Raw genomic sequence first — 14,092 nt, forward strand, 5'->3', positions numbered from 1 at the left:
GACGCCCTCGTGGACGTGGTGGATCTCGTCGGCGATGCGCCCGTGGGCGACGCGGGCCGGGTGCGCGGACGGTCAGCGACCGGCGTCTTCGCCGGCTTCGCCCGCCCACCGATGCGTGTGATCGGCCGCCGCGGCCGCCAGCACCCCCGACTCGACGTCGGCGAACACGCGCAGCGCGGCGTCCCGGTCGATCGCCCCGATCGTGGTCGAGACCCGGCCCGGGATCGTGTGGGCGCGGATGCCGGCGACGCGGATCGCCCGGGCGAGCGGCCCCTGCGACACCCCGATCGACTGCAGACGCGCGAGCGGCAGGACGCTGAGCTGACGCCACACGACACCGCGGCGCAGGAGCAGGGCGTCGGGCGTCGCGAGCAGCCCGTTGCGGCGCCACGACAGCGGCCGGAGCAGCCGCGCCCGCCCCGGGGTGTTCGTGTACGGGTCGTCGGTCTGGGGACCCAGGATCCCGTGGCGGAAGACCTCGGGCCACGCGCTCTCGGGGAGGTCGGGCAGCAGCAGCCGCAGCACCTGCTCGACGTCGTCGCGCGTGCCGACGGGGAGCACCGTGGCGAACTGCTCGGAGTTGCCGTCGCCCCCGGCGCTGCCGGAGAGCCGGTTGACCGTGACCGTCCACCAGCCGGCCGGCCGCCACAGGATCGACTGCGAGACCTCGATGGCGTGCACGCGGCCGGGCGGGACGATCTCGGTGATGGTCGTGAGCAGACCGAACGTGATGCGCACGCCGTCGGGCGTCGGGGCGATCGAGTACCGCAGCGAGCGCGTGATCGAGCGGAACCAGAACGCGGCGAAGCCGATGATCGCCGGGACGAAGCCGAACAGCAGCCACGGGGTGCTGTTGACGACCCCGATCACGATCGCCGTCAGCGCGGCGATCAGCCACAGCGTCGAGGTGCTGAGGATGTGCGAGCCGATGATGCGGCCCACCGGGATGTGGACGACGGATTCCGGTTCTTCGACCTCGGGCTCGTCGCCCGCGATCAGACCCGTGACGCCTCGGCCGACCGTCCGCCCGAGCCCCGCGGCGGGCGCGGCCGAACCGTCGCCCGACCCGGCCGCCGACGATCCGAGCCGCCGCCCGGAGGCGAGCCGCAGGATGTCGGCCCGCACCGCCTCGGCGTTGGCGGTCGACAGGTACTCCAGCTTCACGTTCGCGTCGGCGCCCGCGCCGACCACTTCGAGCTTCGCCATCCCGAAGATGCGCGCGATCATCGGGCGCGTGAGGTTCACGCCCTGCACGCGGTCCAGCGGCGCGCGGCGCTGCGTGCGATTGAGGATGCCGCGGCGCACCTCGACGTCGTCGCCCGTGATGCGGAAGGAGTGGAACCGCCACGACAGGTAGAAACCGCTCACCAGCACCGCCAGGACGCCGAGCACGACCACGAGGGCCACCAGGTAGAGGTTGTTGGCGATCACGAAGTCGACCGGGTCGTCGCCGCCGCCGAAGTCGGAGAAGTCCTCCGACGAGTCCGGCAGCAGCCACGGCAGGAAGACGGCGACGAGCCGATCGCGCATGTTCGCCACGATGATGCCGCCGACCACGAGCAGGAACAGCCCGCCCCGCATGAGCGGCGTGAGCGGATGCATCCGGTGCCACTCCCCGTCGCTGAGGGGCGAGCGCACCAGGTCCGACGGCGGCACCGCCGGCTCGGGGACGGCGGCGTCGCTCACAGTCCCGTCCGCCGGGTCTCGGCGACGGCGACCAGATGGTCGCGCAGCGTCTCGGCCGTCGCCTGCGGGAGCCCCGGGATCGTGACGCCGGTGGCCGCGGCGGCGGTGACGAACTTCAGCTGGGCGATCCCGAAGCCGCGGTCGAGCGGGCCGTGGGTGATGTCGATCAGCTGCATCCGTCCGTACGGCACCGCGACGATGCGCTGCCACAGGATGCCCCGCCGGAACACCAGGTCGTCCTCGCGCAGCCGGTACCCGATCGACCGTGCCTGGCGCGGTGTGATCGCGATCGTCCACACCAGGATCACCGAGACGATGCCGCCCGCGATCAGCGCCCACCACTGCTGCCACAGCAGCCACAGCGCGAGCGTGACCGCGACGACGACGATCAGCACCGCGCCGTTCGAGATCAGCTGGACCCACACGTACTTGGGCGAGATCTGGTGCCAGGCGCCCGGCTCGATGGCCAGACGCGCAGCGGATCGCGGCTCGATCAGCTTCGAGAAGGTCGCCTCGTCCGCGCCCGCGTCAGTCGTGGAGCTGGGGCTCGGGTCCGGTTCCGGCGCCGCCGGGCTGTTCGTCATCGTCGTCCTTCCGGATCGTGCACAGGTGCTCCGCGACGAGCGCGGCGGCGATCAGGACGCCGCCCGCTGCCGCGGTGGCCAGGACCGCCGCGATCGAGCCTACCGAGGGCGGCACCGGACGGCTCAGCAGGAACAGCGCGAGCCCCAGGCCGAGGCCGCCGACGCCCGCCCCGACGATGCTCGACGCCTTCGCGAGCATGGCGATGCGCACAGCCCGGAAGGGGTCGATGCGCGCGGGCGCGGACCCTCTCGCGGCGCGATGGATCGGCCAGGCGAGGGAGACCACGGCCGCCCCGAGCGCGATGAGCAGGACCGGCAGCGTGATCGCCGGGGTGAAGGTCGGGCGGCCGGCGGCCGTGAGGATCTGGTCGAGGGCGTACCCGGCGGCGACCCCGATGACCGCCGCGACGATGAGCACCCCGGGACCGGTGCGCTTCACGAGGCGTCCCCGGGGCGCGCGAGCAGGTCGTCGACGCGGCCCGCGCCCGGCAGCACCGCGTCGGGGTCGATCGCCAGCCACGGCACGAGGACGAAGTCGCGTTCGGCGGCGCGCGGATGCGGCAGCATCAGGCGGGGATCCTCGCTGCGGGTGTCGCCGTAGGCGATCAGGTCGAGATCGAGGGTGCGATCGCCCCAGCGCTCGGCCCGCTCCCGGCCGTGCCGCGCCTCGATGGCGTGCAGATAGCCGAGGAGCACCGAGGGCGCCAGGCGCGTGGTCACCAGCGCCACCGAGTTCAGATACGTCGGCTTGTCGGCATCCGGCCCCTCCAGGGTGACCGCGACCGACTCGACCGGCTCGGCGACGACGACGTCGGTCGTGAGCGGCAGGCGACGAAGCGCTTCGACGGCCGACGCGAACGTGGCGCGCCGGTCGCCCAGGTTCGCCCCGAGGGCGATGACCGCCTGCACCGCCGGGCGGGGCTCGCGCGGCTCCGGTGCTTCGATGCCGTCGGCGAGGCGCCGGTTCACGCCGCCGCCTCGTCGGACGGCCTGCGTCGCTCGATCGTCACGGCGACGTCGTCGAACGCGAGGGCGATGGGTGCGTGCGGCTTGTGCACGGTCACCCGCACCGAGTGGATCAGGGGCTCGGCGAGCACCTCGTCGGCGATGCGGGCGGCGAGCGTCTCGATGAGCGCGACGGGTCGGCCGCCGATCACCGCCGCGATGCGCTCGGCGATCTCGCCGTAGTGCACCGTGTCGGCGACATCGTCGGTCTCGGCCGCGCGACGCATGTCCAGGCGCATTGTCACGTCCACCACGAACTCCTGACCGTCACGCCGCTCGTGGGCGAAGACGCCGTGGCGCCCGAAGACGGTCAGCCCGGTCAGCGTGATCTCGTCGGAGTGACCCAACGGCTCTCCCCCTCCCACGCGTGCTGGATGGCCAGGGCGTCGCGGGAGGCGGCGACGTCGTGCACGCGCACCGCCCACGCGCCCGCCTGCGCGGCCAGGACCGTCGTGACGGCGGTGGCGAGGTCACGGCGCTGCTGCTCGACGGTCGTGGGGTCCTCGGGATCGAGGGTCTCGGTCAGGAAGCGCTTGCGGCTCGTGCCGACGAGGACCCGCACGCCCAGCTGCCCGAGGCGGTCCAGGCGGCGCAGCAGCGTCCAGTTCTGCTGCCCGCGCTTGCCGAACCCGATGCCCGGGTCGACGATGATGCGGGCCGGGGGGATGCCGGCGGCCGCGGCCTCGTCGATGCGGGCCGACAGCTCGGTGGCGACGTCGCAGACGATGTCGGAGTACGTCGCGCGTGCGTACATGTCGGCGGAATGCCCGCGCCAGTGCGACAGCACGACGTCGGCGCCGTAGGGAGCGACGGCGGTCAGCAGGTCGGGGTCGGCGAGGCCCCCCGACACGTCGTTGACGATGCGGGCGCCGGCTTCGAGCGCGGCGACGGCGGTCGACGCGTTCATGGTGTCGATGCTGACGGCGGCGCCCGCCTCGGCGAGGGCGCGCACGACCGGGAGGACGCGCTCGCGTTCGACCTCGGGAGCGACGCGCTCGGCTCCCGGCCGGGTGGACTCGCCGCCGATGTCGAGGATCTGGGCCCCCTCGAGCCGCAGCCGCAGCCCGTGGGCGATCGCGGCGTCGTGATCGAGGTACCGGCCCCCGTCGCTGAACGAGTCGGGCGTGACGTTGACGACGCCCATCAGAAGGGTCATGCTCGCTGTCCTCCCAGCAGGGCCATGAGCTCGGCGCGCGCCGCCGGCTCGGCGAGTTCGCCGCGGGCGGCGATCGTGACGGTGGTGGCGTCGGGCTGGCGTCCGCCGCGCATCGTGAGGCACTCGTGGGCGGCGTCGAGCACGACCAGCACGCCGCGCGTGTCCAGCGCGTCGGCGATGGCGTCGGCGATCTGCTCCCCGAGACGCTCCTGCACCTGCGGGCGCGACGCCAGCACGTCGACGACCTTGGGCAGGGACCCCAGACCCACGATCTGCTCGCCGGGAAGATACGCGACGTGCGCGGTGCCCCGGAACGGGAGCAGGTGGTGCTCGCACACCGAGCGGAACCGGATGTCGCGCAGCATCACCGCGCCCGAGGGCAGGGTGTCCGGCGCGGGCCCGCTCGAGACCGAGATGGTCGACCCCAGCGGCGCGGCGGCATCCGCCCCCACGCCGGAGAAGAACTCCGCATAGGCGTCGGCGACGCGCTGAGGCGTCTGACGGAGCCCAGCGCGATCGGGGTCCTCCCCGATCGCCTCCAGGAGTTGTCGCACCAGTGCGGCGACGCGCTCGCGATCAACGGCCACAGGCCGAGCCTACGCGGTCGCGGGACGTGCCTGCCCTGTGGGGCGGCGCTGGGGCGCCTTCTCCGCGGCGGTCTGCTCGGCCTCGGCCGACGCCGCGATGCCGGCGGGCTGGTCGGCCGGGCGCGGCACCTCGATCGGCGGCAGCGTCGAGACGGGGCGGTCCTCGCTCGAGAGCCACTGCGGGCGCGGCGGCAGCTTCTTGACGTCGGTGAAGATCTCGGCGAGCTCGTTGTGGTCGAGCGTCTCCTTCTCGAGGAGCGCCAAAGCGAGCTTGTCGAGGATGTCGCGGTTGTCGCTGATCACCTTGTACGCCTCGTCGTGCGCCTGCTCGATGAGCGCGCGCATCTGGACGTCCACGCGCTCGGCGACGCGCTCGGAGAAGTCGCGGCCGTGACCCATGTCGCGGCCCATGAACACCTCGCCGGAGGACTGCCCGAGCTTGACCGGGCCGACATCGGTGGTCATGCCGTACTCGGTGACCATCTTGCGGGCGATGCTGGTCGCCTTCTCGATGTCGTTCGAGGCGCCGGTGGTGGGGTCGTGGAAGACGATCTCCTCGGCGACGCGGCCGCCCATCGCGTAGGTGAGCTGGTCCTGCAGCTCGTTGCGGGTGATGGAGTACTTGTCGTCCAGCGGCAGCACCATGGTGTAGCCGAGGGCCTTGCCGCGCGGCAGGATCGTCACCTTCGTCACGGGGTCGGTGTGGTTCATCGCCGCCGCCGCGAGCGCGTGACCGCCCTCGTGGTAGGCCGTGATGAGCTTCTCCTTGTCCTTCATGACGCGCGTGCGACGCTGAGGACCGGCGATGACGCGGTCGATCGCCTCGTCGAGGGCCCGGTTGTCGATGAGCTGCGCGTTGGAGCGCGCCGTCAGCAGCGCCGCCTCGTTGAGGACGTTCGCGAGGTCGGCGCCGGTGAAGCCCGGCGTCTTGCGGGCGACGACCTCGAGGTCGACGCTGTCGGCGAGCGGCTTGCCGCGGCCGTGCACCTCGAGGATCTTCTCGCGACCCTTCAGGTCGGGTGCGTCCACGCCGATCTGGCGGTCGAAGCGTCCGGGGCGCAGGAGCGCCGGGTCGAGGATGTCGGGACGGTTCGTCGCCGCGATGACGATGACGTTCGCCTTGGGGTCGAAGCCGTCCATCTCGACGAGCATCTGGTTCAGGGTCTGCTCGCGCTCGTCGTGCCCGCCGCCGAGGCCCGCGCCGCGGTGCCGGCCGACGGCGTCGATCTCGTCGATGAAGATGATCGCGGGGGCGGATTCCTTGGCCTGGTTGAACAGGTCGCGCACGCGGCTCGCGCCGACGCCGACGAACATCTCGACGAAGTCCGAGCCCGAGATCGAGTAGAACGGCGTGCCGGCCTCGCCCGCGACGGCGCGGGCCAGCAGCGTCTTTCCGGTTCCGGGAGGTCCGTACAGCAGCACGCCCTTGGGGATGCGGGCGCCGACGGCCTGGAACTTGGCCGGGTCCTTGAGGAAGTCCTTGATCTCCTCGAGCTCCTCGATCGCCTCGTCGGAGCCGGCGACGTCCTGGAACGTGACCTGCGGCATCTCCTTCGTCACGAGCTTCGCGCGGGACTTGCCGAACTGCATGACCTTGCTGCCGCCACCCTGGACGTTCGACAGCAGGAACCAGAAGAGCAGGCCCAGCAGCAGGATCGGGAGCATGAGCGACAGGAAGCCGTCGAACCACGTCGCGCGCGGCACGGCGTCGTCGAAGCCGTCCTCGGGGGCGGCGGCCGTCACGGCGTCCACGACCTCGGCGGCACGGGCGTCGACGTAGTAGAACTGCACCTCGGTCGCGCCGTCGTAGGGCTCGGACAGCGTCATGTCGACGCGCTGGTCGCCGTCGGTGTTGAGCACCTCGGTGACGGTGCTGCCCTCGAGCAGCTCGAGACCCTCCTGCGTGGAGATCTGCTTGGCGCCGTTCAGGCTCGAGATGAGCATGAATCCCACGATGAGGAAGACCGCGATCAGCAGCACATAAAGCAGCGGATTGCGGGTGATCTTCTTGACGTCCATTGTGTGGGCGCGAACGCCCTGTCCCTTCGTCGGCGGCACCGCGGCGATCCAGCCTGCCGGCGGTGGGTTTCAGGGTATACCGCGCAACCTAGGCACCCCCTGTGCATTCGCCCACGGCGTACAGGGGGTGACGGCGCGCGCGTCAGGAGTACACGTGCGGCGCGAGCACGGCGACGTCGCGCAGATTGCGGTACTTCTCGGCGTAGTCCAGGCCGTAGCCGACCACGAAGTCGGTGGGGATGTCGAAGCCGACGTACTTGCAGGGCACGACCACCTTCGCCGCCTCGGGCTTGCGCAGGAGCGCGAACACGTCGACGGCCTCGGCGCCGCGCGACGCGAAGTTCTCGAGCAGCCAGCTGAGGGTGAGCCCCGAGTCGATGATGTCCTCGACGATCAGCACGTGCTTGCCGTGCAGGTCGGTGTCGAGGTCCTTGCGGATCTGGACGACGCCGCTGGACTTCGTCCCGGCGCCGTAGGACGACACCGCCATCCAGTCCATCGGCACGAGGCTCTTCAGCGACCGCGAGAAGTCGGCCATCACCATGATCGCGCCCTTGAGGACGCCGACCAGCAGCAGGTCCTTGCCGGCGTAGTCCGCCTCGACCTGCGCGGCGATCTCGTCGAGCTTGTCGCGGATCTGCTCCTCGGTGACGAGGACCTCGGTGATGTCGCTTTCGATGTCGGTCGCGCGCATGACCCGAGTCTATTCAGTCGGACGCGCGTCGCCACCGGCGGCGGCCGCCGCGAACTCGATCCGGCCGCCCGTGCGGCGGGCGCGGCATCCGGGGAGGTCGATCGGGCCCTGGCCCGACCAGTCGGTGACGAGCCGCGCGACCTCGATCGTCTGCCCCCGTGTCAGGCTCTGACCGAACTCTGCGGCGACGACGTGCCTGATGATGCGGTTGCGCAGCGCCGCCGGATTGGCCGCCAGCGCCGCGACCGAGACCGAGATGCCCGCTTCGGCATGCTCGACGATGTCCTCGATCGTCTCGTCGATCATCTCGTCGAACGCCTCGGCGTCTTCGCGCAGCTGCGCCGCGGTGCGCGCGAGCGCGCCGGCGATCCCCGGCCCGAGCTCGGCCTCGAGCACCGGCAGCACGCGCTCGCGCACCCGCACGCGTGCGTACGCGATATCGGCGTTGTGCGGGTCCTCCCACGGCTCGAGCCCCTGCGCGGCGCAGGCTGCGCGGGTCGTGGCCCGCCGCACGTCGAGCAGCGGACGCAGCAGCGCGACGCCGTCGAGGTCGGATGCCGGCGACATGCCCTGCAGACTCGCCGCTCCGGCTCCCCGCGCGAGGCCGAGCAGCACCGTCTCGGCCTGGTCGTCCAGCGTGTGCGCGACGAGCACCGCCGCGGCGCCCGCCTCCGCAGCCGCCGCGCGCAGCACCCCGTACCGCGCCGTGCGCGCCGCCGCCTCGGGTCCGCCCGCGCCGGCGACCTCGACCCTCGTGACGCGTGCGTCGAGCCCGAGGCCGCGTGCCGCCGCGGCCGCCGCGGCCGCGACATCCGCCGACCCGATCTGGAGTCCGTGGTCGACGACGACCGCCAGCGCCCGCACGCCCGCCTTCGGGCCCTCGAAGGCAACAGCCGCGGCGAGCGCCAGCGAATCCGCCCCGCCGCTGAGCCCCACGACGACTGCCGAGCCGGCGCCGAGCCCCCGCAGCGCCGGGCGCACCGCGCGCCGCACCTCGGCGACGGAGGGGTCCAGCCCCGGCCTGCGCTCGTCCACGCCCTCAAGGTATCGGCTCCCCCGCGACTAGGCTGGTGTGCGGCATCCCCACAGACTTCGAAGGAGCACCAGCATGGGCGCGTACGACGCCGTCATCGAGATCCCGCGCGGCAGCCGCATCAAGTACGAGGTCGACCACGGCACCGGCCGGGTCTTCCTCGACCGCATCCTCTACACGCCGATGGGCTACCCCGCGAACTACGGCTTCTTCGAGAACACCCTGGGCGAGGACGGCGACCCGCTCGACGTGCTGGTGCTGCTCGACTACGACATCGCGCCCGGCGTCGTCGTCAAGGTGCGCCCCGTCGGCGTGCTGAAGATGAGCGACGAGGCCGGCGGCGACGACAAGCTGGTCGCGGTGCTCGCGAAGGACCCGCGCTGGGCCCACATCCAGGACGTCGACGACATCGCCGAGTACACGCAGAAGGAGATCGCCCACTTCTTCGAGCACTACAAGGACCTCGAGCCCGGCAAGTGGGTCAAGGTCGACGAGTGGGGCGACGTCACCGAGGCCGAGCGCCTCGTGGCGGAGTCCTTCACGCGCTTCGAGGAGCACGAGGGCCAGACCGAGACCCAGGGTGAGGGCGAGGCGCCCACCACGCGGTAGCCTTCGGCCATGACCCGGCCCGGCGGCGCAGTCAGGCGGCGACTCGCCTCGATCACCGAGGCGATCGCGTCCCGCCTGTGGCCGCTGCCGCTCGTGGCGGTCATCGCCGGCGTGATCCTCGGGGTCGCGCTGCCGGTGATCGACCGGGCCGTCGACGCGTCCCTGCCCTCGTGGGTGGGGACGTTCGTCTTCTCGGGCGGAGTGGATGCCGCCCGCGCGGTGCTGTCGGCGATCGCCGGCTCGCTCATCACCGCCGCCTCGCTGACGTTCTCGCTGACGGTGGTGGCGCTGCAGCTGGCCTCCAGCCAGGCGTCGCCGCGGCTGCTGCGCATGTTCGCGTCGGACCGGATGGTGCACGCGACGCTGGCGATGTTCCTCGGCACGTTCGCCTACGCCCTAACGGTGCTCCGCACGGTCGAGGACGCGACGGAGGATGCCGACGAGTTCGTGCCGCGGCTCGCGCTGACGGCGGCATCCGTCCTCACGCTTTCGAGCGTCATCGTGCTGACGTTCTTCCTCGCCCACCTGGCGCGGCAGCTGCGCGTCGAGACGATGATGCGCGACGTGCACCGCGAGGCGTCCGAGACGATCGCCCTCATGGCCGACGACGCCCCCGGCGCACCGGCGGCCGCCCCCGCGCGTCCCGGGCATGCCCGGACGGTGCCGGCCCCGACGTCCGGGTTCATCACGGGCGTCGACCGCGAAGCGCTCGTGCGGGTCGCCGCAGAGGCCGATGCCGTCGTGCGAGAGCTGCGGACCGTGGGCGAGAACGTCGTCGAGGGCACCCCGCTCATCGAGTGGTGGCCGTCGGACCCGATGGTGCGCCCGGACGCCGAGACCTCGGAGCGGCTCGCGGAGTCGCTCGCGGAATGCTTCTCGGCCGCGTACGAGCGCACGCCGCCGCAGGACGTCGGGTTCGGCCTGCGGCAGCTCGCCGATGTCGCGGCCAAGGCGCTGTCGCCGGGCGTCAACGACCCCACCACCGCCGTCCACGCCCTCGGGCACATCGCCGCGGTGCTGGGCGATCTGGCCGAGCGCGACGAGCGGCCCGCCGCGTGGGCGGATGCCGACGGAGCCGCGCGGCTGATTCCTGCGGGCGGCGGCTTCGCGGACTTCGCCGAGGTCGGGCTGCAGCAGATCCGCCGGTACGGCGCAGGCGACCCCGACGTCGCGGCGCGCCTGTTCGCCGTCATCGACGACGTTGCCTGGCGAGCACGACGACCGTCCGAGCGGGACGTCCTGCTCGGCCAGCTCGAGCGGCTGGAGGCATCCGTCGCCCGCGAGGACTACGACGAGGTCGAGCGCGCCCGGTTCGCCGACCTGGGCGCGCGTGCACGGGCCACGCTCGGACGCGCCTGACGACGCGGGCGATGACCGGTCGCGTCAGACCGAGACGCCGCGTGCGGCCATGAACGGCACCGGGTTGATGGGATAGCCGTTCTGGTACACCTCGTAGTGCAGGTGGCATCCGAACGAGTTGCCCGTGCGCCCCTCCGCCGCGATGAGCTGACCGGCACTGACCCGCTGGCCGTAGCCGACGTAGAGGCCGCCCCACTGGATGTGGGCGTAGCCGGTGGCGATTCCGTTGCCGTGGTCGATCTTGATGTAGTTGCCGTAGCCGCCGTTGGCGCCGGCGTACACGACGGTTCCGGCGTGCGCCGCGTAGATGCCCGCGCCGCACCCGGAGGCGAGGTCGACGCCGTAGTGGAAGCTGCTGGCGCAGTAGCTCGGGCCGCACTGGACGCTGCGCGGGCCGTAGCCCGAGGTGTGCCGGCCCGACGACGGACGCGCCCACCCGGAGTTGACGACCTTGCCGCCGCCGCCGCTCGACCCGCTGCTGCTCGAACCGCCGCTGCTGCTGCCGCCGGACGAAGCCGCAGCCGCAGCCGCCGCGAGCCGCGCGGCCTCTTCGCGGGCCTTCCGTGCGGCCTCTTCCCGGGCCTTGCGGGCCGCCTCCTCGCGGACGCGGACGCCCTCCTGGTAGTCGGCGATCGTCTTCGCGGTCGTGTCCTGCAGCGCGGCCAGCTGGGCCTCGAGCGTGGCGAGGTTCGCATTCTGCGCGTCGAGGGCGGCCTGAGCCTCGTCGGCGGCCTTCTGCGCCGCGATCATCTTCTCCTCGGCGACCTTCTGGAGCCGGTCGCGCTCGTTGCGCGCGACCACGGCCTGATCGCTGAGGCTCTGCGCCGAGTCGCGCGCCGTGATCGCCTCGGCGTAGATGTCCTGGTTGCGCTCGAGCAGCCGGTCCATCGTGCCCAGACGCGTCAGCAGGTCGTCGGCCGACGACGCCGATCCGGCGAAGAAGAGCTCGAGCGACGTGTCGTCGCCGCCGCTGCGATAGAGCTGCGCCGCGACGCGGCCCGCCTTGTTGGCGGCGTCCAGTGCGGCGGCGGCCTGCTCGTCGGCCTGCTCCTGGATCTGGTCGGCACGGTAGGAGGCGTCGAAGTACTCCTGCTGGGCGACGTAGAACTCGTCGGACGCCTTCTCGGCCGCGGCCTGCTTGGCGGCGACCTCGGCCTTGAGCGATTCGATCAGCGACTGGATCCTGGTGACCTCGGTGGCCTTGGCCGCCTCGTTCGCCTTGGCCTTCTGCACGTCGTCCCACGTGGGGTAGTCGTCGGCGAACGCGGCCGGCACGAGCGGGCTCGCGATCGCCGCCGTGGCGGCGACGCCGAGGACGCCCAGACCGAGCGTCGCGCGGCGGGTCAGCGTCGGGCGCAGGGTCGGTCGATCGCGCTGCGTGGGGGCGCAGCCGCACGCGTCGGGGTCGGGCTCAACGCTCACAGACCCCTCCCTTCGCGCGACAACGTCTTTCACATTAGCAACATTGGTCGCATCTGCCACGGATTGAGTCGCGCGCGCTCCCGTCCCAGCGTCGGGGCGCACACCGCCTAGTGTCCGCTCTTTCCGACGCGTGCACCAGAGGGCCCCGGCCCCGATTTGGCGTGGCGCCGGAAATCTCTTATGCTTGATCGTCGGCAGGCGAGAGCCCACCGGGTTCATCCGGCCCCATCGTTTAGCGGCCTAGGACGCCGCCCTTTCACGGCGGTAGCACGGGTTCGAATCCCGTTGGGGTCACTCACGCCGGCAACACAATTTCACAAGCATGGCCCTGTAGCGCAGTTGGTTAGCGTGCCGCCCTGTCACGGCGGAGGTCGCGGGTTCAAGTCCCGTCAGGGTCGCTCCGAGCGACAAGCCCTTCTCGGAGGGCTTTTCGTTTAGGACGCGGCAGCTTCGGATGCCGCGCGGCTCTGTAGCTCAGTTGGTAGAGCGTTCGACTGAAAATCGAAAGGTCACCGGATCGATGCCGGTCGGAGCCACAAGGGTGATCGTTACAGTCACCCCAGGAACCCTCGCGTAGCTTCTACATCGCGGGGGTTTCGTTTTTCCTTGGAAACACTGGGATCGCGAGGATCTCGACGCCCGGCGTGCGCTCCGTTAGCGGGCATCTTCCGACCCGTCCGACGAGTCATCCGCGGAGTCCTCCACACTCGCGTCAGCGGCGTCTGCCCACGATTTGCCCACGAACGAATCACGAGCAGCGCGATCGAGGGCGGCTGAGACGGATGTCAGGTCCTCCGGGAAGAGGTCCGCATACACGTCGAGGGTCATCGCCGCCGACGCGTGCCCCAGCATCCGTTGGAGGAGCTTGACGTTCGCGCCGGCTGACATCGCGAGGCTGGCCGCGGTGTGGCGCAGGTCGTGCGGAGTGACCTGCGGGAAGTCTTCGTCCAGTCGCGATGACAGTCTCTCCACGGCAGGACTGAAGACGCGGCGACGGAAGTTTCCACCGCGAAGGGGCGCTCCGGTGGGCCCGCAGAAGAGGAGACCGGTATCGCGGCCGGCTGCGACATGCTCGGCGATGCTCTCGTCGAGCAGCGACGGGTACGGCACGGTGCGCTGCTCATGCGTCTTCGGCGTTCCCCACACGAGGTTTCCCCGGACGTCGGCGACGGCACGCCTCACTCTGACGAACCGCGCATCGAGGTCGACATCCTCCGGGCGAAGCGCGGTCGCCTCGCCCCAGCGCAGCCCCGTGTAGGCGAGGAAGCGGATGAGTGTCGCCCACTCGCCGACCTCCTCGGCGAGCAGATGCACCTGCGAGTGGTTTAGATAGTGGCGATCTGAAGCGACCACGCGCGGCAGGGCGATCTCCGCTGCCACGTTCCGCCCGAGACGTCCGTCGCGTACCGCGTAGGCGAGGACGCCGGACAGCACGAGGTAGATCTGCCGGGTAGACGACGGCGACAGCGACTTGGACAGCGTCGCGACCCAGGCCTGCACCGCGGCATGGTCGATGTCGGCCACGCGCGTACTCCCCCACTTCGGCAGCACGTGCTTGTCGAGCGAATTCCGGTATCCCGACCGGGTCGTCGCCTTGACACTGATCTTGCCGTCGTACCAGGCCTCAGCCACATCACCGAACCGTACGCGCGACCGTGCGGGATCGACCCACTCGCCGCGGAGCTTGGACGCCTCGACGGTCGCGAGGAATGCTTCCGCCTCCCGCTTCGTGCGGAATCCTCGCTTGTCGGTCTGCTTGTTGTCCGGGCGGCGGTATCGAACGCGATAGCGACGGCCAGCCTTGGACTCATACGACTCGACACTTCCCACAACTTGATTATGCAGAAGTTGTGCTGAGTTACGCATGATGCGATGGACGGTGCGGCTGAACGATCGACCGCGGGAGAGTCGGACGAGGGGCGCCCGCCGACGCCGACC

General features: G+C 71.4%; 14 protein-coding genes and 3 tRNA genes. 5 read left to right on the forward strand and 12 right to left on the reverse strand.

Annotated elements, in window-relative coordinates:
* Positions 1–72 precede the first annotated feature (72 nt).
* The 10 genes from HD594_RS01110 to tilS form a co-directional block, all read right to left on the reverse strand.
* Entirely contained in the window at positions 73–1,686 is a 1,614-nt protein-coding gene (locus HD594_RS01110; protein ID WP_271171238.1) for a PH domain-containing protein, read from the reverse strand.
* A complete protein-coding gene (locus tag HD594_RS01115) occupies positions 1,683–2,270 on the reverse strand; it encodes a PH domain-containing protein (RefSeq protein ID WP_184749183.1) in 588 nt (195 codons plus the stop codon). Before HD594_RS01115 ends, HD594_RS01110 begins: the two co-directional genes overlap by 4 nt.
* Positions 2,215–2,709 (reverse strand): DUF3180 domain-containing protein, encoded by a 495-nt coding sequence (locus tag HD594_RS01120; RefSeq protein WP_184749184.1) that lies wholly within the window; start codon positions 2,707–2,709, stop codon positions 2,215–2,217. The genes HD594_RS01115 and HD594_RS01120 overlap by 56 nt, the downstream gene beginning before the upstream one ends.
* On the reverse strand, positions 2,706–3,239 hold the full coding sequence (gene folK / locus HD594_RS01125; RefSeq protein ID WP_184749185.1) for a 2-amino-4-hydroxy-6-hydroxymethyldihydropteridine diphosphokinase: 534 nt from the start codon (positions 3,237–3,239) through the stop codon (positions 2,706–2,708). The genes HD594_RS01120 and folK overlap by 4 nt, the downstream gene beginning before the upstream one ends.
* Positions 3,236–3,622 carry a dihydroneopterin aldolase gene (folB, locus tag HD594_RS01130; RefSeq protein ID WP_184749186.1) on the reverse strand — a complete coding sequence of 129 codons (387 nt, stop codon included), beginning with the start codon at positions 3,620–3,622 and terminating at the stop codon, positions 3,236–3,238. Before folB ends, folK begins: the two co-directional genes overlap by 4 nt.
* Positions 3,595–4,431, reverse strand: a complete 837-nt coding sequence (gene folP, locus HD594_RS01135; RefSeq protein WP_184749187.1) for a dihydropteroate synthase — start codon at positions 4,429–4,431, stop codon at positions 3,595–3,597. Before folP ends, folB begins: the two co-directional genes overlap by 28 nt.
* Positions 4,428–5,018: a GTP cyclohydrolase I gene (folE, locus tag HD594_RS01140; protein WP_184749188.1), complete on the reverse strand. Its 591-nt coding sequence runs from the start codon at positions 5,016–5,018 to the stop codon at positions 4,428–4,430. The genes folP and folE overlap by 4 nt, the downstream gene beginning before the upstream one ends.
* Positions 5,019–5,027: 9 nt before the next feature.
* Complete coding sequence (ftsH, locus tag HD594_RS01145; protein WP_184749189.1) at positions 5,028–7,037, reverse strand: ATP-dependent zinc metalloprotease FtsH; 2,010 nt, start codon at positions 7,035–7,037, stop codon at positions 5,028–5,030.
* A 142-nt stretch (positions 7,038–7,179) separates the two neighbouring features.
* Positions 7,180–7,731, reverse strand: a complete 552-nt coding sequence (gene hpt / locus HD594_RS01150; protein WP_184749190.1) for a hypoxanthine phosphoribosyltransferase — start codon at positions 7,729–7,731, stop codon at positions 7,180–7,182.
* Between the two features lie 9 nt (positions 7,732–7,740).
* Positions 7,741–8,766 (reverse strand): tRNA lysidine(34) synthetase TilS, encoded by a 1,026-nt coding sequence (gene tilS / locus HD594_RS01155; RefSeq protein ID WP_184749191.1) that lies wholly within the window; start codon positions 8,764–8,766, stop codon positions 7,741–7,743.
* Between the two features lie 73 nt (positions 8,767–8,839).
* Here tilS and ppa point away from each other — a divergent pair, with 73 nt between their 5' ends.
* Both ppa and HD594_RS01165 read left to right on the forward strand, forming a co-directional pair.
* Positions 8,840–9,373 carry an inorganic diphosphatase gene (gene ppa / locus HD594_RS01160; RefSeq protein WP_184749192.1) on the forward strand — a complete coding sequence of 178 codons (534 nt, stop codon included), beginning with the start codon at positions 8,840–8,842 and terminating at the stop codon, positions 9,371–9,373.
* 9 nt (positions 9,374–9,382) lie between these two features.
* The gene (locus HD594_RS01165) at positions 9,383–10,732 is read left to right on the forward strand and encodes a DUF2254 domain-containing protein (protein WP_184749193.1); all 1,350 of its coding nucleotides are present in this window, start codon (positions 9,383–9,385) and stop codon (positions 10,730–10,732) included.
* A gap of 24 nt (positions 10,733–10,756) precedes the next feature.
* Here HD594_RS01165 and HD594_RS01170 read toward each other — a convergent pair whose 3' ends face one another.
* Positions 10,757–12,154 (reverse strand): M23 family metallopeptidase, encoded by a 1,398-nt coding sequence (locus tag HD594_RS01170; protein WP_271171239.1) that lies wholly within the window; start codon positions 12,152–12,154, stop codon positions 10,757–10,759.
* A gap of 221 nt (positions 12,155–12,375) precedes the next feature.
* Between HD594_RS01170 and HD594_RS01175 the strand changes: the two genes are divergently transcribed.
* The 3 genes from HD594_RS01175 (at position 12,376) to HD594_RS01185 (ending at position 12,690) form a co-directional block, all read left to right on the forward strand.
* A tRNA-Glu gene (locus HD594_RS01175) sits at positions 12,376–12,448 on the forward strand.
* Between the two features lie 30 nt (positions 12,449–12,478).
* Positions 12,479–12,552 (forward strand) — tRNA-Asp (locus HD594_RS01180).
* Between the two features lie 65 nt (positions 12,553–12,617).
* Positions 12,618–12,690, forward strand: a tRNA-Phe gene (locus tag HD594_RS01185).
* Between the two features lie 118 nt (positions 12,691–12,808).
* Here the strand turns inward: HD594_RS01185 and HD594_RS01190 are convergent.
* Positions 12,809–13,984 carry a tyrosine-type recombinase/integrase gene (locus HD594_RS01190; protein ID WP_271171240.1) on the reverse strand — a complete coding sequence of 392 codons (1,176 nt, stop codon included), beginning with the start codon at positions 13,982–13,984 and terminating at the stop codon, positions 12,809–12,811.
* Between the last annotated feature and the right edge of the window lie 108 nt (positions 13,985–14,092).

This window comes from Microbacterium thalassium (assembly GCF_014208045.1).
GTDB lineage: Bacteria > Actinomycetota > Actinomycetes > Actinomycetales > Microbacteriaceae > Microbacterium > Microbacterium thalassium.